Source organism: Streptomyces sp. NPDC087300 (genome assembly GCF_044744425.1).
Classification (GTDB): domain Bacteria; phylum Actinomycetota; class Actinomycetes; order Streptomycetales; family Streptomycetaceae; genus Streptomyces.
On the sequence record NZ_JBIUYI010000008.1, the window covers coordinates 22643 to 40435 of the forward strand.

Below are 17793 nucleotides of genomic sequence, written 5' to 3' on the forward strand. Positions count from 1 at the left end.
GCGCGGCCTCACGCCCCCGCCGGCTGCCCCGCCCCCACCTGCTCGTACTGGAGCGCGAGCCCGTCGAGCAGGGCCCGCAGGCCCGTGTCGAAGGCCCGCTCGTCGATCACCTGCTGGCGCTCGGCGAGCAGATGGGCCTGGCCGAGGTGGGGGTAGTCGGCGGGGTCGTACGCCGCCTCGTCGTCCACGAAGCCCCCGGCGAACGAGCCGAGCGCGGAGCCCATGATGAAGTACCGCATCAGGGCGCCGATCGAGGTGGCCTGCGCGGCGGGCCAGCCCGCGTCGACCATCGCCCCGAACACCGCGTCCGCGAGCCGCAGTCCGGCCGGGCGGCGGCCGGGGCCGCTCGCGAGCACCGGCACGATGTTCGGGTGCCGGGTGAGGGCCGCCCGGTAGGAGACCGCCCAGTCGTGCAGCGCGGTGCGCCAGTCGCGCCCGTCGCCGGTCTCGAACATCGACAGGTCGACCTGGGCGCTCACCGAGTCCGCGACCGCCTCCAGGATCTCGTCCTTGGTGCGGAAGTGGTTGTAGAGGGAAGGGCCGCTGACCCCGAGCTCGGCGGCGAGGCGGCGCGTGGAGACGGCGGCGAGGCCCTCCGCGTCGACGAGGGCGCGTGCCGTGCCGACGATGCGTTCTCGGCTGAGGAGGGGCTTGCGCGGTCGGGCCATGCGGCACATAGTAGGGCTGCCGCCGGAAACTAGCAGTGCTAATTTAAATCTCGACGCGAAGAGGTGTCCACGATGAACCTGGAGCTCAGCGAGGAGCAGACAGCGGTACGGCAGCTGGCCGAGGACTTCGTCGCGCGCGAGATCACCCCGCACGTCGTCGCATGGGACCGCGCCGAGAACGTCGACCGCGCCGTCGTGAAGAAGCTGGGCGACGTCGGCTTCCTGGGGCTGACCATCGACGAGGAGTACGGCGGCTCCGGCGGCGACCACCTCGCGTACTGCCTGGTGACCGAGGAGCTCGGCCGCGGCGACTCCGCCGTGCGCGGCATCGTCTCGGTCTCGCTCGGTCTCGTCGCCAAGACCATCGCGTCCTGGGGCAGCGAGGAGCAGAAGCGGCAGTGGCTGCCCGGTCTCACCTCCGGTGCGTACGTCGGGTGCTTCGGCCTCACCGAACCGGGCACCGGGTCCGACGCGGGCAACCTCGCCACCAAGGCCGTGCGCGACGGCGACTCGTACGTGATCAGCGGCACCAAGATGTTCATCACCAACGGCACCTGGGCCGATGTCGTCCTCCTCTTCGCCCGCACCAACGACGCCCCGGGCCACAAGGGCGTCTCCGCCTTCCTGGTGCCCACCGACACTCCTGGCCTGACCCGCCGCACCATCCACGGCAAGCTCGGCCTGCGCGGCCAGGCCACCGCGGAACTCGTCCTCGAGGACGTGCGGGTCCCCGCGTCGGCCATGCTGGCGCCCGAGGGCAAGGGCTTCTCGGTGGCGATGTCGGCCCTCGCCAAGGGGCGGATGTCGGTGGCCGCGGGCTGCGTGGGCCTGGCCAGGGCCGCCCTGGACGCCGCCGTGCGGTACGCCACCGAGCGCGAGCAGTTCGGCAAGTCCATCGCCCACCACCAGCTGGTGCAGGAGCTGATCAGCGACATCGCCGTCGACGTGGACGCCGCGCGCCTGCTGACCTGGCGGGTGGCCGACCTCGTCGACCGGGGGCTGCCCTTCGCCACCGAGTCCTCCAAGGCCAAGCTGTTCGCCTCCGAGGCCGCCGTGCGCGCCGCCAACAACGCGCTCCAGGTCTTCGGCGGCTACGGCTACATAGACGAGTACCCGGCGGGCAAACTCCTGCGCGACGCCCGGGTGATGACCCTCTACGAAGGCACCAGCCAGATCCAGAAGCTCGTCATCGGCCGCGCGCTGACGGGGGTCTCCGCGTTCTGAGTACTCCAGGTGAGTACGGGAGCGGATACGGCGCGGCCGCTCCCGGGCCAGGCTTGCGGGCATGAGCGAAACACCGGTCAAGCAGCAGAGCACCACGGCCTACTACGGCCAGGCGGTCGCGTCGTTCGCCGTGGCACTCGGCGCGACGGCGGTCGGCATCTACAGCCTGGACGTCAGCGGCTGGATCCGCGCCTTCCTCGCCATCTCCGTCCTGTACCTGACGACGTCCGCGTTCACCCTGGCCAAGGTGATCAGGGACAGGCAGGAGGCGGACCAGATCATCAGCCGCGTCGACCAGGCACGCCTGGAGAAGATCCTCGCCGACCACGACCCGTTCAACCCGGCCGCCTGACGGACGCCCTAAGCGCTTGCTCACCGTCAGGGGTATGGTGTCCCTCCCTGAAGGCTGAAGGAGTGGGCATGGGTACGGCGCAGGAGACGGCGGGCGAGGAGCAGCCGTGGGGCGAGGTGAGCCCCGACGCGGCCAGGCGGCTCCTCGTCGCCGCCGTCGAGGCCTTCGCGGAGCGCGGGTACCACGCGACGACGACCCGCGACATCGCGGGCCGCGCCGGCATGAGCCCCGCAGCGCTCTACATCCACTACAAGACGAAGGAAGAGCTGCTCCACCGCATCAGCAGGATCGGCCACGACAAGGCCCTCGCCATCCTGCGGACCGCGGCGGACGGCGCGGGCGGCCCCGCCGAGCGGCTGGCCGCCGCCGTGCGCTCCTTCGTCGGCTGGCACGCCGCGCACCACATGACCGCGCGCGTGGTGCAATACGAACTCGACGCGCTCGGCGACGAGCACCGCACGGAGATCGTGGCGCTGCGCCGCAGGTCGGACGACGCCGTGCGGGACATCATCAACGACGGGGTGCGGGCCGGGGAGTTCGACGTCCCCGACGTGCCGGGCACCACGCTCGCCGTGCTCTCGCTCTGCATCGACGTGGCCCGCTGGTTCAACGCGGACGGACGCAGGACGCCGGACGAGGTCGGCGCGCTCTACGCCGACCTCGTGCTGCGCATGGTGGGGGCCAGGAGTCAGGGCCTGCCGTTTGGATCAGGCCCTGGTCCTGGCGCCGCTCAGAAGTAGTAGCGGGACACCGACTGCGCCACGCAGGACGGCTTGTCGCCGCCCTCGCGCTCGACGGTGACGGTCGCCGTGACCTGCACGCCGCCGTCCTTGGTGTCGCTGACGTCGGTGAGTGCGGCGGTGGCGCGCAGCCGTGAGCCGACCGGTACCGGCGAGGGGAATCGGACCTTGTCGGTGCCGTAGTTGAGGCCCATCTTCATGCCCTCGACGCGCATGATCTGCGGCACCAGGCTCGGCAGCAGCGACAGCGTGAGGTAGCCGTGCGCGATGGTGGTGCCGAACGGGCCCCGCGCGGCCTTCTCCGCGTCGACGTGGATCCACTGGTGGTCGCCGGTGGCGTCGGCGAACAGGTCGATCCGCTTCTGGTCGATCTCCAGCCAGTCGCTGTACCCGAGTTGCTCACCGACTCCGGCGCGCAGTTCCCCGGCCGACGTGAAGATCCTCGGCTCCGCCATGTCCCTGGTCCTCCCAGACGTGTGCGACTACGTCATCGACGTATGCGACTAAGCGCTTGCTCAGCATGCTGGGTGCGTCGACGCGTGTCAACGGACCAGCCATTAGGGTTCCAGGGGTGCCCCAGATCCCAGAGAAGGTCCACGAGCTCACGGTCGGCCAGCTGTCCGCCCGTAGCGGCGTCGCCGTGTCCGCCCTGCACTTCTACGAGTCCAAGGGCCTCATCACCAGCCGCCGCACCTCGGGCAACCAGCGCCGCTACCACCGTGACACGCTGCGCCGCGTCGCCTTCGTCCGCGCCTCCCAGCGGGTGGGCATCCCGCTCGCCACGATCCGCGAGGCGCTGGACTCGCTGCCCGAGGAGCGCACGCCCACCCGCGAGGACTGGGCGCACCTCTCTGAGCACTGGCGCTCCGAACTGGACGAGCGCATCAAGCAGTTGGGCCGCCTGCGCGACCACCTCACGGACTGCATCGGCTGCGGCTGTCTCTCCCTGGAGACCTGTGTGCTCTCCAACCCCGACGACGTCTTCGGCGAGCGCCTCACCGGCTCCCGTCTCCTCGCGGAGCGCCGCACCGGGCAGTGACGCAACCGCCCGCCGTCCCCCGACGTGTAAGCAGCACAGGGAGGTTGAGCCTTAGCGCCGACGACGATCCGGGGGAGGGCCGATGTCACTCGCCATCTGCTCACTGAAGTGGGACTCCGCGGTCAGCGGACCGCAGAACGTGACGTACGACAACGACGGATACCACCTCGTGCGGTTCCCGTACGGGGCGGGAGAGGAGTCGTACGACCCGTGGAACATGCACGACCCGTCCAAGGGCGACACCAGCCCTTCACAGTTCCCGGACGCCAGGTCCGGGCTCATCTGGCCCAGCCACGAGGGCTGGGGCGTGCTCTGCGCGCTGGTCTTCTGGGCGGCGGACACCGACCCCACCGAGTACCGGGCGCGCTTCGTGCGTGATCCGCTGGGCCTGTCCACCGGGTACGACTCCACCGCGACGACCGACTCGGCGCCCACCAGGGGCGCCCAGTTCAGGTCCTACACCTGGCAGATGTTCGTGCACCCCGAGACGCCCGTGGGGCTGAAGATCACGGCACGCGGCGTGGGGGACGTGCGCATCGCCACGCCGCTGACGCTCGCCGAGTTCAAGCTCGCCATCCACACCGAGGTGGGCACGCCCTGACGGCGGCGCTCCTCAGGCCGACACCAAGGGCCTCAGCCGCCTCGACCGCGCCCGTACCACCGCGTCGTCCGTGAGCACGGGCGCGGGTACGACGATGCCGCAGCCCGTGCAGACCGCGCCCGACGACGGCTCGTGCGCCAGGCCCTGCTGCCAGACGAGGGACGTGTCGGCGCAGACGGGACAGGCGGTGCCTGGGTCCCGTTCGAGCGCCGTGATCAGCCGCCGCAGGACCTCCGCGAGCGGGGCGTGCGGGTGGACGCCCGGGTCGTCGCACCAGGCGACCCCGAAACCGCCCCAGGTGCAGCGGTGCCAGTCGTCCACGCTGCCGGGGCGCCTGAGCCCGTCGTGCTTCTCCTTGCGGCGGCGCGCCGCGAATCCCGCCTCGTAGGCGAGCCAGACGGCGCGCGCCGCCTCCAGTTCCTCGAGCGCGGACACGAGCCGCGCCGGGTCGGGCGACCGGTCCTCGGGGCCGAACCCCGCCCGGGAGCACAAATGGTCCCAGGTCGCCCGGTGGCCATAGGGGGCGAACCTCTCCAGGCACTTGCGCAGCGAATACCGCCGCAGTGCCAGATCGCTCTTCGGATCACGCACCTGTCTCGCGAGACTCCGGAATCCGGCCATCGCCCTGCACCTCCGTCACACGTACTGCCGTACTGGTACCCCGCGTTCCGTATCTGTCGGCGCCGCAGTCGAGTCGAAGTCGAAACGACGTCGCCGAGTAGACGTATCGACACGCGATTCGGCTCCCTTCCCGGGCGACCGATTTCCGCCTGCCCGTTTGAACAGGGGTGATGCCTCGCCGAGGGGGGCGCGTTGTGGTGATTCGGAAAAGGCGACGCATGTTCATCTTTCGGGTTCGGCGACCCGCCAGTAGCCTCCGCCGCATCGGCCTTCCGCAGGACCCGGAGGAGCACCCATGCGACGACGCATCGTCAGACTCAGAACTCTCACGGCGGGAGCGGCGCTCGCGCTCGGCGCCGCGCTCATCGCGCCCCTGCCGGGCGCGGGCGCCGCGCCCCGGGAGCCGGCCCCGAAGGCGGAGTCCTTCGACCACTGCGCGGGCCAGTGCGCGGACGTCCTGCCGCCCGGCGCCAACGGCAGCGCGACCCTCGCCGAGATCCTCGCCCACCGGGTCCTCGGCACCCAGCCGCCGCACGCCGACGACCAGTTGGGCCCCTACGACGCGCTGTCCTCCGGATACTCCTCGCTCACCGACGACCGGCTGACCGAGTTCTTCAACGACGCCTCCTTCGGGGTGGTGGACGACCAGGTCGCCTCCACCACCAAGCCGCGCGACGACGTGACGATCACCCGGGACAAGAAGTACGGCGTCCCGCACATCAAGGGCACCACCCGCTACGGCACCGAGTTCGGCGCGGGCTTCGCGGCCGGGCAGGACCGGCTCTGGCTGATCGACCTGTTCCGGCACATCGGGCGCGGCGAGCTGACCTCCTTCGCGGGCGGCGCACTCGCCAACCAGGGCCTGGAGCAGCAGTTCTGGCCGCAGGCCCCGTACACGGAACAGGACCTGGAGAAGCAGGTCGAGTACATCAGGACCACCCAGGGCGAGCGCGGCAAGCAGGCCATGGACGACGCCCAGGCCTACATCGACGGGCTCAACGCCTACCGCGTGAAGTCCAAGAACGGCCGCTACTTCCCCGGCGAGTACGTCCTGACCGGCAAGATCGACGCGATCACCAACATCGGTGAGATCGAACCCTTCAAGGTCACCGACATGATCGCCCTCGCCTCCGTGGTCGGCGGCCTCTTCGGCAACGGCGGCGGCGGCGAGGTCGAGGCGGCGCTCTCCCTCCTGAAGTCCCAGGAGAAGTACGGCGTCGAGCAGGGCACCAAGGTCTGGGAGTCCTTCCGCGCCCGCAACGACCCCGAGGCCGTCGAGACCATCCACGACGGCACCAGCTTCCCCTACGCGGGCAAGCCGGACCACGCGCGCGGCACCGCGCTGCCCGACCCGGGATCGGTCGAGCGCGAACAGCTCGTCTACGACCGCGAGGGCGGCGCCAAGTCCGGCGCCAAGGACCCGGTGCGGGCGCCGAAGAAGCTCAAGCCGCTCCAGGGCATGTACGACAAGGGCGTCCTGCCCTCGGACCTGTTCCGCGCGGACGGCCACAAGAAGGGCATGTCCAACGCGCTGCTCGTCTCCGGCGAGCACACCGCGAGCGGCAACCCCGTCGCCGTGTTCGGCCCGCAGACCGGGTACTTCGCGCCCCAGCTCCTGATGCAGCAGGAGCTCCAGGGCCCCGGCATCAGCGCGCGCGGCGTCTCCTTCGCGGGCGTCGGCATGTACATCCAGCTGGGCCGCGGCCAGGACTACGCGTGGTCGGCCACCTCCGCGGGGCAGGACATCACCGACACCTACGCCGTCCCGCTCTGTGAACCGGGCGGCGGCACCCCCACCAAGCAGTCCACCGGCTACCTCTACCGGGGCACCTGCACGCCCATGGAGAAGCTGGAGCGCAAGAACGCCTGGAAGCCGACGCTCGCCGACTCCACGGCCGCCGGCTCCTACCGCATGCAGGTCTTCCGCACCAAGTACGGCATCGTCACGCACCGCGCGAGCGTCGAGGGCAAACCCGTCGCGTACGTCTCGCTGCGCTCCACCTACCGCCACGAGGCCGACTCGATCATCGGCTTCCAGATGCTGAACGACCCGACGTACGTCAAGGACGCCTCGACGTTCGAGAAGGCCGCGCAGCACATCAGCTACGCCTTCAACTGGTTCTACGCCGACTCGCGCGACATCGCGTACTACAACAGCGGCGCCAACCCCGAGCGCGCGGACGGCGTCGACCCGGCCCTGCCGGTGACGGCCGGACAGGACTACGAATGGCGGGACTTCGACCCGGCCGACAACACCTCGGCGCAGACCCCGCCCGCCGAGCACCCGCAGTCCGTCAACCAGGACTACTACATCTCCTGGAACAACAAGCAGGCCAAGGACTTCAACACGGCGGGCTTCGGCGTCAGCGCCGTGCACCGCGGCGATCTGCTCGACGGGCGGGTCAAGAAGCTCACCGAGGAGGGCGGCGTCACCCGCGCCGCGCTGACCCGGGCCATGGCGGAGGCGGCCGTCACCGACCTGCGCGGCGAACAGGTGCTGCCCGAACTGCTCAAGGTGCTGCGCAGCAAGCCCGTCACCGATCCGCAACTCGCCAAGGCCGTGCAGCAGTTGGAGGCCTGGCGCAAGGCGGGCGCGCAGCGCAACCAGACCTCGGCGGGCTCCAAGGCGTACGCCCACCCCGACGCCGTGCGCCTCATGGACGCCTGGTGGCCCCTGCTGATCAAGGCCGAGTTCGAACCGGGCCTCGGCAAGGACCTCTACGACTCGCTGACCGGGGTGCAGCCCGTCGACGAGTCACCCTCGGCGGGCCACGGCCCCACCGGGGCGCACGCGGGCTCCGCTTTCCAATACGGCTGGTGGGGCTACGCCGACAAGGACCTGCGCAAGGTCCTCGGCCAGCCGGTGAAGGGTGAACTCGCCGACACCTACTGCGGGGACGGCGAGCTGGCCGCGTGCAGGGACGCCCTGCTCGGCACCCTCGCGCAGGCCGTCGCCAAGCCCGCCACCGAGGTCTACCCCGGTGACGACGCCTGCAAGGCCGGCGACCAGTGGTGCTCGGACGCCGTCATCCACCGGGCGCTCGGCGGCATCACGCACCGGCCGATCCAGTGGCAGAACCGCCCGACGTACCAGCAGGTCGTCGAGTTCCCCTCGCACCGCTGAGCGAACGGAGTAGCGAACGGAGTCAGGACGAGGCGATCCGCCCTGCGGCGAACACGACGCGTGCCAGCTCCTCGTGGCAGATGTCGCTGTGCGCACCGGAGGGCGGACCGCCGCGCTGCACCACCGCCGCCGCGTCCACGCTCACGCATCCCTTGGCGGGCACGGCCTGGCCGAGCGTGATGCGCTTGGTGCCGTCCACGGCCTGCACGCCGTCGTAGCCGATCGCGCCCCACCGCTCCCACAGGTTCAGGAAGCTCGTGGAGTCACCGGCCAGCTTCGAGGCCAGCGGATAGATCCGCCCCAGCGCGTCGTCGTGGCGCGAGTAGCAGGAGACCAGCGGTCCGTCGATGCGCCGCTGGACGCCGTGCAGGGCGCCGCCGCGCGACTTGTCCTGCGGCAGCCGGTCGGCGAACGCGTAGTGCGAGAAGGCCCCTTGGAGCAGCATCACCGACTTCACGGTGCGCACGTCCGCGGGCATCCCGCGCAGCGCGTACGAGACGAGCCGGGCGCCGAAGCTGTGCCCGATCAGATGCACCCGGACCGCGGGCACGTCACGGGCGAGCAGGCCGATCGCCGGGCCGAGGCCCAACTGGCCGATCGCGCCCGCCCGGCGCTTCATCGCGTAGTAGCTGCCCTGCCGCAGGAGTTCGTGCGCGCCGTTCCACAGCCGTTTGCGCAGCCGCCCGAAGAGCTCGGGCTGCCCCTCGGTGTCGAGCGCCGCGGCGAAGACCTCACAGACCTGGATCGCGTCGTCGGTGAGCATGGCGGGCTCGCCCGCGCCGGTGTCCTCGCCGAAGTGCCGGGCCGGATGGGTCTCGCGCAGCGACACCAGTTCGCGCACGAGACGCCCGAACTCGTAGAGCTGGGAGGGCACGTCGGAGTGCTCGGCGAGCAGCTCGGCGATCCGGTCGAGTTCCGCCTCGTGCTCGGGGAAGGCCCGGGACAGGGCCTGCCGGGTGACCGTGTCGAGCACGGGTTCACCGGGCACCACGGCGGCCCGTACGACGGCGGCCGACGGGTCGAAGTCGGGGATGGGTTCGTCGGCGAAGCGGATGGCGGGCCAGAGCACGCCGACATAACCGAGGCGCACCCGCGCCCCTGACATGGCCTGGCAGGGGGAGAAGAAGCGCTCGTACAGGCGCCTCGCGTCCCGCTGCTCGTTGTTCCAGCCGTGCGCGAAGACCAGCAGATCGGTGACGCGTTCACGTTCCGCGCCGGACAGCAGCTCTTCGCGCTGCGCGGTGTCGACGTCGCCGTCGGCGTCGAAGGTCAATTCCCAGTAGGGCTCCACGCCGGTATGGTCCTGCGGCCCGGCGTGCCTGGCCATACGCCGCGCACCACCGGGCCGCACGGCCCCGTGGCGCCGGAGCCGGTACCCACCCCCGCGGGACACCGGCCCCGGCGCGCGTCCCACGACATCGGGATGGTCCGCGAAGACTGGGATCGGCTCGACCATTCCACGGGTGCCGGGAACACATCCAGCATTTTCTGGAAGAAATCCCCAGATAATTTCCGCTGTACTCCGGATCAGTTTCCCGCTGTGGATATGCTGCATTGCCGTAAAAGCAGAGGGAGTCGGAGAGCGAGCACTCGCACATGGCATTATCAGGGCCCCACCAGTACCCCACGGATCTCCTCGACACCACGATGGACCAGTTGCGCACCCTGCTCGCGGTCCACGAGAGCGGCACCGCGCTGGCCGCGGCGCGCCTGCTCGGCCGCGAGCAGTCCAGCGTGCAGAAGCAACTGGACACGATGAACCGCACGTTCGGGACGCTGTGCGGCGAGGCGCTCGTCCTCAAGCGGGGCCGCGGCAAGGACGTCCATTTCACCCCCACCGGCGAGACCCTCGTCGAACTGGCGCGGCGCACCCTCGACCAGTGGGCGGAGGGCGTCCACGACGCCCGGCGCAGGCTCGGCAGGACCCTCTCCGTGGGCTCGACCCGCTACACCCTGGGGTTCCTCCTGGATGCCGTGGAGCGGGTGAGCGAGGTGTACGAACGGCGCGGCGTCGACCTGAAGGTCACCCATGTCCGCACCGGCGACCTCTTCGCCAAACTGCAGGCCAAAGAGCTCGACCTGGTCTGCGGCAGCATCGTGGTGACCGAGGGCCAGGAGGCCGAGCTCGAGCCGTACGACATCGTCGAGTGGCGCCGCAGCGGACTCTCGCTGCTGACCAACCTGCCCGCGGCGAAGCTGCCGGGGCCCGCCGTCACCGCGGCCGAGCTGACCCGGCTGCCGCTCGTGGTCTCCGCGGGCGGCCTCATCGCCCGCTTCCTCACCGCCTGGTACGGCCCGGACTACCGCCAGCACCTGTCCGTGGCCGCCGAGATAGAGGCCGCGCACTACGGCTTCGAGCTGCTGCGCTCGGGCGTGGTCAGCGGGGCGATGCTGGTGACCCGCGGCATCGGGGAGGCCGCCGAGAACGGCGGCCTGCCGGAGGCGGGCGGGCTGCGGCGGCTGGACATCGTCGGCGACGTCGGGCCCCGCACGGAGGTGCTCGTCGGGGTGTTCACGAGGCGCGGCGACCGCGCCTCGTGCGGTCCCGGGCACCCGTTGAATCTCTTGTGGGACGCCTTGTCGAAGGAGAACGAACGCTGGTGGCTCAGCCGCTGAATTCGGACACCCGAATTCAGCGGCGAGTTACCGCGCGTGAGGAGGGGGAATGAAAGGCTGATTCAGCCGAGTTCACGATCCCGCGTCTCCGGAAGGGCGAGGACGCACACCAGCGACACGACCGCCATGGCGCTCACGTACCAGCCCACCGAAGAGGAGCCGAACGCGGACTGGAGCCGGGTCGCCACCAGCGGCGAGACCGCGCCGCCGAGCACCCCGCCCAGGTTGTACGCGAGCGAGGCCCCCGAGTAGCGCACGCTCGTGCCGAACAGCTCCGGCAGATAGGCGCCCATCGGGCCGTAGACCACGCCCATGCAGAACAGCGCGCCGCCGATCGCGAGGGCGATCAGCACCGGCTGCTCGGTGTCCAGGAGCGGGAAGAGCACCAGGCCCCAGACCACCGAGAGCCCCGCGCCCGCGAGGACGAGCCTGCGCCGTCCCGCCCCGTCGGAGCGGGTCGCGGCGAGCCAAGTGCCGGCCGCGAGGAAGAGACAGGCGACGAGGGAGAGGCCGAGCATGGTGTTGCGCGAGACGCCCAGGGTGCCGGTGGCGTACGCCAGGCAGTACGTCGTGGCGGTGTAGAAGAGGCCGTACGCGACGACCATGCCGCCCGCGCCGAGCAGCAGTTCGCGCGGGTGGCGGCGCAGCACGTCGAGCGTGGGGACCTTGCTGGCCTCCTGCGCCGCCATCACCTTGGCGAAGACCGGCGTCTCGCTGATCCTCAGGCGCACGAAGAGCCCCACGCCGACGAGCAGGAACGAGAGCAGGAAGGGCACGCGCCAGCCCCACGAGCGGAACGCGTCGTCGGAGAGCACGGAGGAGAGCAGCCAGAAGACGCCGGTCGCGGCGAAGAAGCCCACGGACGGGCCGAGTTGGGGGAAGGCGGCGTAGAGTCCGCGCTTCTTCCTCGGCGCGTGCTCCACGGCGAGCAGCGCGGCGCCGCCCCACTCGCCGCCGAGCCCGATGCCCTGGAGGAAGCGGAGCAGGATCAGCAGGACGGGCGCCCAGATGCCCAACGTGCCGTAGCCGGGCAGGAGTCCCACGAGCGCGGTCGAGAGGCCCATCAGGAGCAGCGAGGCCACCAGGACCGACTTGCGGCCGACCCGGTCCCCGAAGTGGCCGAAGATCACCGAGCCGATGGGCCGGGCCGCGAACGCCACCGCGTAGGTGGAGAACGAGGCGAGGGTGGCGTTGACCGGGTCGAGGGTCGGGAAGAACGCCTGGTTGAGGACGAGGGCGGCCGCCGTGCCGTAGATGTAGAAGTCGTAGAACTCGATGGCCGTCCCGATGAAGGAGGCCACGGCCACCCGGCGCAGGCTCTCGGAGCGCGCCTCCTCCGGCTCGTTCCCGTCCTGCCCCAGCGGCTCGTTCCCACCCTGCTCCGGCGGCTCGTTCTCGCCCCGGACCTGCTGTTTCGCTGTTTCTGTCTGGTCGTTCTGCACGAGCGGCACTCTCGTGGTGGATGTAGGGGCCAGTCAATACTTGGTACGGCCGGTCTCGGTCATTGAGACTGCCGGTGGGCCGGGGTGACCTCGTGCAGATGGATGAGGATGTCGTGCGAGGAGCCGAGGCGGATCTTGTACGGGCCGTCCGGGTAGGCGGTGCCGATGCTCCGGGTCGTGCGTGCCTTGCTCAGCCACTGCCGGGCGGCCGGGGGAGCGGTCCGCAGGTCCAGGAAGTAGTCGTCGAGGCGGACCTTGTCGAGCGTGTGCTCGTTCGTGCCCCGGGCGGCCGGGCCCAGCGTGCGCGGCTTCCACACCTCGGAGTCCGCGCTCTGCGCCATCAGGCCGCCCCGGTCGAAGGTGAACCCGATGCTCGTGTACCGCTTGCCGAGCCGGTCGCGCAGGAAGGCGCCCTGCATCTTCGGATAGCGCGGGTCGTACGACTCGTACGCGACGTGCGCGTTGTGGGCCGAGAGGAACACCTTGCCGCCGGTGTGCCGCTGCCACCACGCGGTGTTCGCCGCCATGCTGCGGTCGCGGTAGAGCATGGCGTCCTTCTTGCCCTCGTCCGTGTCGAGCGGGAAGGCGTACATGTCCCCGGTCTGCGCGACGGAGCGGGCGTGGTGCAGGGCGAGGTCGAATGCCCCTCCCCCGCCGACGGGTTGACGCCCCTTCAGCAGCGCGTAGGCGGAGTGCGCCTTCTTCGCGAGGGCCTGCCGCTCGGGGCGCGGGAGGTTCATATAGGTGTCGCCGTCGGTCACGCGGCGCAGTGGCGCGTAGAGGGCGTCGATCCTGGCCAGCAGATCCGGCTCGTGGGCGCGCACGTAGTCCCGTACCCCGTCGAACAACTCGACGCCCTGCTGCGGGTAGTTGAGGTCATTGCCCATGAAGCGCAGCGGGCGCTCGGGATGGCGGACGTTGTAGGAGCGCATCCAGGTGAGCAGATGGACGTACTCCTCGGTGTCCCAGGGCGTCTTGGCCAGTTCGCGGTGGACGAGCGCGCGCACGTCGCCCTCGCCGCCGCGCACATAGGCGTCGAAGCGCAGCCCCGTCGTCCAGCTCACCTCCTGCGCGAAGGTGGTGAACCCCTTCTCCTTCACGAGATGGCGGAACACCCGCTCCTTCATGGTGAAGAACTCGTGCGAGCCGTGCGTCGCCTCGCCCAGGCCCACCACGGCCGCGTCACCCACCATCCGGCCGAGCGGACGCAGGTCGCCGGTGCCGCCGCCCGGGTCGGTCGACCGCAACGGGTGGGCCGCGCGCTCGATCGCCGCGACCGGATCGGCGGGCTGCGGCGCCGCCCCCGCGCCCTGCGGCGCGCACAGCACGCCCGCCCCGGCGGCCGCGACCAGCAGCAGGGGAACTCCCCGGCGCGTCACCCGTGTCATGCCGAACCTCCTCGTCACGCCGATCCGCCCGGACCGGCCTGAGGATCACGGTCTCCCGCCGGCCGGGCGCGGTGCCATGGAGCGGGCACCCCGACCCACGGTGGGGCCTGCCCCACCAGGCCTCAGGAGTAGCGCAGATAGCGGCGGCGCAGCGCGCGGAAGCGGGTCAGATCGCCCTGCCAGGCGCCCACCACCTCGTCCGTGTCCGCGCCCGCGTCGATCATCGTGCGCACCCGCGCGGTACCGGTCAGCTTGTCGATCCAGTGGTCGGAGCGCCAGGCGAAGCCGTCCCACGCCTTCTTCGCCGTCACCAGGAGCGCGATGCCGGTGCGCACCGGGTCGTACGACTCCCGCTCGTGGACGTGGAGTTGGACGCCGCCGACGGTCTTGCCCTGGAACTTGGAGAAGGTGGGGGAGAAGTACGCCTCCCTGAAGTGCACGCCGGGCAGCGCGAGCCGGCCGAGCGCCGCCGCCCACCTGGCGTCGATGCCCTCCGCGCCGAGCAGTTCGAACGGCCGGGTCGTGCCGCGCCCCTCGGACAGGTTGGTGCCCTCGAACAGGCAGGTCCCGCCGTAGGCCAGGGCGGTGTCGGGCGTCGGCATGTTCGGGCTGGGTGGCACCCAGGGGAGCCCCGAGGCGTCGTGGAAGTCGGTGCGCCGCCAGCCCGTCATCAGGACCGTCGCCAGGTCGGCGGGCCGCTCCAGGAACTCCCCGTTGAACAGCAGCGCGAGCTCCGCGACGGTCATGCCGTGCGTCTGCGCGATCGGCTCGCGCCCCACGAAGCTCGCGAACTCCTTGCGCAGGACGGGTCCGTACGCGTCGCGGCCCGTCACCGGATTGGGCCGGTCGAGCACCACCAGGCGCTTGCCCGCGATGCGCGCCGCCACCATGCAGTCGTAGAGCGTCCAGATGTACGTGTAGAAGCGGGCGCCCACGTCCTGGATGTCGAAGACCAGGGTGTCCGCGCGGGCGGCGGTGAAGACGTCGGCCAGGGCCCTGCCGCTCTTCTGGTACGTGTCGAACACCGGCAGTCCGGTGGCCGGGTCGTCGTACCTGCCCTGCGAGCCGCCCGCCTGCGCGGTGCCGCGGAAGCCGTGCTCGGGGCCGAACACCGCGACCAGGTCCACCCGCTCGTCGGCGTGCAGCACGTCCACGATGTGCCGCACGTCGCGGGTCACGCCGGTGGGGTTGGTGACGACGCCGACCCGCTGTCCTTCGAGGAGCCGGTAGCCGTCGGCGGCCAGCCGCTCGAATCCGGTGCGCGGACCGGGGCCCGGCCCGGGTGCGGGACCCGGGCGAGGGGTCGCGGAGGCCGGGGCCGAGGGCGCCATGGCCGTGCCCGCGGTGGCGGCGAGCAGTCCTCGTCGGGAGAGGTTCATGCGCCCGCACGCTAGTGGCCGCGGGGGCGCCGGGGAACGAACCCGGGCCGTGCGCCCCCCTTTCGCCACGACATACCGACTGGTTAGTCTGCGAGGAAAGCCGAGGCGCCGGGGGAGCCTGCCGAGCCGCAGGTCGAAGGAGAGCGATCGTGGAGTCCTTGCAGGACAAGGGAGTTGTCGTCACCGGCGCGGGAGGCGGCATCGGGGCCGCGCTCGCCCGCCGCTTCGCCGCCGAAGGGGCGCGCGTCGTGGTCAACGACATGGACGGCGCCAAGGCCAAGACCGTCGCCGACGAGGTGGGCGGCATCGCCGTGCCGGGTGACGCCTCGGTGGTCGTGCAGGAGGCGGCGGACGCCCTCGGCGGCACGGTCGACGTGTACTGCGCCAACGCGGGGCTCGGCTCGGGCGGCAGCGAGGCGGCCCCCGAGGAGGTCTGGGCCGCGGCCTGGGACGTCAACGTCATGGCGCACGTCAGGGCGGCGCACACGCTGCTGCCCGGCTGGCTGGCGCGCGGCAGCGGCCGCTTCGTCTCCACCGTCTCCGCCGCCGGACTGCTCACCATGATCGGCGCCGCGCCCTACAGCGTCACCAAGCACGGCGCGTACGCCTTCGCCGAATGGCTCTCGCTCACCTACCGGCACCGCGGCCTCAAGGTCCACGCGATCTGCCCGCAGGGCGTGCGCACCGACATGCTCGCCGCCACCGGCACCGCGGGCGACCTCGTGCTCACGCCCACCGCGATCGAGCCCGAGCAGGTCGCGGACGCGCTCTTCGAAGGCATGGCGCGGGACCGCTTCCTGATCCTGCCGCACCCCGAGGTCGCCGCGTACTACCAGGCGCGCGCCGCGACCCCCGACAAGTGGCTGACCGGCATGAACCACATCCAGCAGAAGTGGGAGGAGACCGAGCGGTGAGCGACCCCACCTCGATCTACGCGGCCAGGCCCTGGCTCGCGCGCCTCAACGACGCCCAGCGCGGCCCCGTGCGGCCCGCCGAGTCCGTCGTGCACGCCTTCCGCGCGGCCGTCGGGCGGGCGCCCGAACACACCGCGCTCGCCTACTTCGACGGACGCCTGAGCTACCGCGAGACGGACGCGCTCACCGACTCCGTGGCCGGTCACCTGGCCGCGCGCGGCATCGCACGCGGCGACCGCGTCGCGATCCTCCTCCAGAACACCCCGCACTTCGTGATCGCGCTGCTCGGCGCCTGGAAGGCCGGCGCCACGGTCGTCCCCGTCAACCCCATGTACAAGTCGGCCGAGGTCGGGCACGTCCTCGCCGACGCGGGCGTGGCCGCGCTGATCTGCGCCGACCGGGCCTGGGAGACGTATCTGCGCGCGAGCGCGGCCGACTCCCCGGTGCGCGTCGTGCTCACCGCCTGCCAGCTCGACCTCCAGACGCGCAACGACACCCGCGTCCTCGACTTCGAGCGCCTCCCGCAGGCGGCCGACGCCGACGACCTGGTGGCCGTCGCGCGCCGGGGCACCGCCGCGCCCGACGGCCGGGCGCTCGGTCCCGACGACATCGCGCTGATCAGCTACACGTCGGGCACCAGCGGCACCCCCAAGGGCGCCATGAACACCCACGGCAACATCACCTACAACGCCGAGCGCCAGCGCGTCGGCTGCGGGATGGCCGAGGGCGTCTGCTACTTCGCGATGGCGCCGCTCTTCCACATCACCGGCATGGTCGCGCAGGTCGCCGCGTGCTTCGCCAACGCGGGCACGCTCGCGCTCGCCTACCGCTTCGACGCCGGAGTCGTGCTCGACGCCTTCGCCGAGCACCGGCCCGCCTACACGGTGGGGCCCTCCACCGCCTTCATGGCACTGGCCGCCCACCCCGAGGCGACCCGCGGGCACTTCGACTCCTTCCAGATGATCTCCTCGGGCGGCGCCCCGCTGCCGCCCGCCCTGGTGGAGAAGTTCCGCGCCGCCTTCGGCCCCTATCTGCACAACGGCTACGGCCTCACCGAGTGCACCGCGCCCTGCGCCGCCGTGCCGCCGGGACAGGAGGCGCCGGTCGACCCGGTCTCGGGCACCCTGGCCGTCGGCGTCCCGGGACCCGAGACGGTCGTACGCATCGTGGACGACCTCGGCCAAGAGGTGCCGTTCGGGGAGCAGGGCGAGATCGTGGTGCGCGGACCGCAGGTGGTGCCCGGGTACTGGCAGCGGCCCGAGGCCACCGGTGAGGCCTTCCCCGACGGGGAACTGCGCACCGGCGACATCGGGTTCATGGACACCGAAGGCTGGCTCTACGTCGTCGACCGCAAGAAGGACATGATCAACGCGTCCGGCTTCAAGGTCTGGCCCCGCGAGGTCGAGGACGTGCTCTACACCCACCCCGCGGTCCGCGAGGCCGCCGTCGTCGGGGTGCCGGACAGCTACCGGGGGGAGAGCGTCAAGGCGTACGTCAGTCTGCGTCCGGGCAGCGTCACCGACGCCGGTGAGCTGACCGACTACTGCAAGGAGCGGCTGGCCGCGTACAAGTACCCCCGCGAGGTCGCGATCCTGGCGGAGCTCCCGAAGACGACAAGTGGGAAGATCCTCCGGCGGGAACTGCGTTCCCGTGCACGGAACAGTCAATGATGCGAAAGGCAGGTG

Annotated in this window: 16 protein-coding genes; 9 read left to right on the top strand and 7 right to left on the bottom strand. The window is 71.3% G+C overall.

Translation table 11 applies throughout. The features are described from left to right. Positions 1–8: 8 nt before the first annotated feature. A complete protein-coding gene (locus ACIO9J_RS30920) occupies positions 9–668 on the bottom strand; it encodes a TetR/AcrR family transcriptional regulator (protein WP_402006902.1) in 660 nt (219 codons plus the stop codon). Positions 669–740: 72 nt separating this feature from the next. Here ACIO9J_RS30920 and ACIO9J_RS30925 point away from each other — a divergent pair, with 72 nt between their 5' ends. From ACIO9J_RS30925 to ACIO9J_RS30935, 3 genes are all read left to right on the top strand, one after another. Beyond that, positions 741–1892, top strand: coding sequence for an acyl-CoA dehydrogenase family protein (locus ACIO9J_RS30925; RefSeq protein ID WP_402006905.1), 1152 nt, complete (start codon positions 741–743; stop codon positions 1890–1892). Positions 1893–1953: 61 nt separating this feature from the next. After that, on the top strand, positions 1954–2244 hold the full coding sequence (locus tag ACIO9J_RS30930) for a YiaA/YiaB family inner membrane protein (RefSeq protein ID WP_402006908.1): 291 nt from the start codon (positions 1954–1956) through the stop codon (positions 2242–2244). A gap of 68 nt (positions 2245–2312) precedes the next feature. Continuing rightward, positions 2313–2984: a TetR/AcrR family transcriptional regulator gene (locus tag ACIO9J_RS30935; RefSeq protein ID WP_402006911.1), complete on the top strand. Its 672-nt coding sequence runs from the start codon at positions 2313–2315 to the stop codon at positions 2982–2984. Here ACIO9J_RS30935 and ACIO9J_RS30940 read toward each other — a convergent pair. Further along, positions 2975–3439: a MaoC family dehydratase gene (locus ACIO9J_RS30940; protein ID WP_402006914.1), complete on the bottom strand. Its 465-nt coding sequence runs from the start codon at positions 3437–3439 to the stop codon at positions 2975–2977. The genes ACIO9J_RS30935 and ACIO9J_RS30940 overlap by 10 nt on opposite strands. A gap of 116 nt (positions 3440–3555) precedes the next feature. Here ACIO9J_RS30940 and soxR point away from each other — a divergent pair, with 116 nt between their 5' ends. Together soxR and ACIO9J_RS30950 are read left to right on the top strand one after the other, a co-directional pair. After that, the gene (soxR, locus tag ACIO9J_RS30945) at positions 3556–4023 is read left to right on the top strand and encodes a redox-sensitive transcriptional activator SoxR (protein ID WP_402006917.1); all 468 of its coding nucleotides are present in this window, start codon (positions 3556–3558) and stop codon (positions 4021–4023) included. 82 nt (positions 4024–4105) lie between these two features. Beyond that, positions 4106–4624 (top strand): hypothetical protein, encoded by a 519-nt coding sequence (locus ACIO9J_RS30950; protein WP_402006920.1) that lies wholly within the window; start codon positions 4106–4108, stop codon positions 4622–4624. A 12-nt stretch (positions 4625–4636) separates the two neighbouring features. Here ACIO9J_RS30950 and ACIO9J_RS30955 read toward each other — a convergent pair whose 3' ends face one another. Next, positions 4637–5245 carry a hypothetical protein gene (locus tag ACIO9J_RS30955; RefSeq protein ID WP_402006923.1) on the bottom strand — a complete coding sequence of 203 codons (609 nt, stop codon included), beginning with the start codon at positions 5243–5245 and terminating at the stop codon, positions 4637–4639. 295 nt (positions 5246–5540) lie between these two features. On the opposite strand from ACIO9J_RS30955, the gene ACIO9J_RS30960 reads away from it, so the two are divergent. Next, a complete protein-coding gene (locus tag ACIO9J_RS30960) occupies positions 5541–8369 on the top strand; it encodes a penicillin acylase family protein (RefSeq protein WP_402006926.1) in 2829 nt (942 codons plus the stop codon). A gap of 22 nt (positions 8370–8391) precedes the next feature. On the opposite strand, the gene ACIO9J_RS30965 is transcribed toward ACIO9J_RS30960, so the two are convergent. Next, positions 8392–9696, bottom strand: coding sequence for a serine-threonine protein kinase (locus ACIO9J_RS30965; protein ID WP_402006929.1), 1305 nt, complete (start codon positions 9694–9696; stop codon positions 8392–8394). Between the two features lie 269 nt (positions 9697–9965). On the opposite strand from ACIO9J_RS30965, the gene ACIO9J_RS30970 reads away from it, so the two are divergent. Next, positions 9966–10985 carry a LysR family transcriptional regulator gene (locus ACIO9J_RS30970; RefSeq protein ID WP_402006932.1) on the top strand — a complete coding sequence of 340 codons (1020 nt, stop codon included), beginning with the start codon at positions 9966–9968 and terminating at the stop codon, positions 10983–10985. A gap of 62 nt (positions 10986–11047) precedes the next feature. On the opposite strand, the gene ACIO9J_RS30975 is transcribed toward ACIO9J_RS30970, so the two are convergent. The 3 genes from ACIO9J_RS30975 to ACIO9J_RS30985 form a co-directional block, all read right to left on the bottom strand. Next, positions 11048–12346, bottom strand: coding sequence for an MFS transporter (locus tag ACIO9J_RS30975; RefSeq protein WP_402007678.1), 1299 nt, complete (start codon positions 12344–12346; stop codon positions 11048–11050). Between the two features lie 140 nt (positions 12347–12486). Continuing rightward, positions 12487–13815, bottom strand: a complete 1329-nt coding sequence (locus ACIO9J_RS30980) for an erythromycin esterase family protein (protein WP_402006935.1) — start codon at positions 13813–13815, stop codon at positions 12487–12489. A gap of 122 nt (positions 13816–13937) precedes the next feature. Continuing rightward, positions 13938–15194 carry an exo-beta-N-acetylmuramidase NamZ domain-containing protein gene (locus ACIO9J_RS30985; RefSeq protein WP_402006937.1) on the bottom strand — a complete coding sequence of 419 codons (1257 nt, stop codon included), beginning with the start codon at positions 15192–15194 and terminating at the stop codon, positions 13938–13940. 146 nt (positions 15195–15340) lie between these two features. Between ACIO9J_RS30985 and ACIO9J_RS30990 the strand changes: the two genes are divergently transcribed. Beyond that, positions 15341–16108, top strand: a complete 768-nt coding sequence (locus tag ACIO9J_RS30990; protein ID WP_402007680.1) for an SDR family oxidoreductase — start codon at positions 15341–15343, stop codon at positions 16106–16108. After that, the gene (locus ACIO9J_RS30995) at positions 16105–17778 is read left to right on the top strand and encodes a class I adenylate-forming enzyme family protein (protein WP_402006939.1); all 1674 of its coding nucleotides are present in this window, start codon (positions 16105–16107) and stop codon (positions 17776–17778) included. Before ACIO9J_RS30990 ends, ACIO9J_RS30995 begins: the two co-directional genes overlap by 4 nt. Positions 17779–17793: the final 15 nt, after the last annotated feature.

Excerpts from the sequence above, each read along its gene's own strand:
- ACIO9J_RS30920 (WP_402006902.1), bottom strand. The coding sequence starts at position 668 with ATGGCCCGACCGCGCAAGCCCCTCCTCAGCCGAGAACGCATCGTCGGC.
- ACIO9J_RS30925 (WP_402006905.1), top strand. The coding sequence starts at position 741 with ATGAACCTGGAGCTCAGCGAGGAGCAGACAGCGGTACGGCAGCTGGCC.
- ACIO9J_RS30930 (WP_402006908.1), top strand. The coding sequence starts at position 1,954 with ATGAGCGAAACACCGGTCAAGCAGCAGAGCACCACGGCCTACTACGGC.
- ACIO9J_RS30935 (WP_402006911.1), top strand. The coding sequence starts at position 2,313 with ATGGGTACGGCGCAGGAGACGGCGGGCGAGGAGCAGCCGTGGGGCGAG.
- ACIO9J_RS30940 (WP_402006914.1), bottom strand. The coding sequence starts at position 3,439 with ATGGCGGAGCCGAGGATCTTCACGTCGGCCGGGGAACTGCGCGCCGGA.
- ACIO9J_RS30950 (WP_402006920.1), top strand. The coding sequence starts at position 4,106 with ATGTCACTCGCCATCTGCTCACTGAAGTGGGACTCCGCGGTCAGCGGA.
- ACIO9J_RS30955 (WP_402006923.1), bottom strand. The coding sequence starts at position 5,245 with ATGGCCGGATTCCGGAGTCTCGCGAGACAGGTGCGTGATCCGAAGAGC.
- ACIO9J_RS30960 (WP_402006926.1), top strand. The coding sequence starts at position 5,541 with ATGCGACGACGCATCGTCAGACTCAGAACTCTCACGGCGGGAGCGGCG.
- ACIO9J_RS30965 (WP_402006929.1), bottom strand. The coding sequence starts at position 9,696 with ATGGCCAGGCACGCCGGGCCGCAGGACCATACCGGCGTGGAGCCCTAC.
- ACIO9J_RS30970 (WP_402006932.1), top strand. The coding sequence starts at position 9,966 with ATGGCATTATCAGGGCCCCACCAGTACCCCACGGATCTCCTCGACACC.
- ACIO9J_RS30980 (WP_402006935.1), bottom strand. The coding sequence starts at position 13,815 with ATGACACGGGTGACGCGCCGGGGAGTTCCCCTGCTGCTGGTCGCGGCC.
- ACIO9J_RS30985 (WP_402006937.1), bottom strand. The coding sequence starts at position 15,194 with ATGAACCTCTCCCGACGAGGACTGCTCGCCGCCACCGCGGGCACGGCC.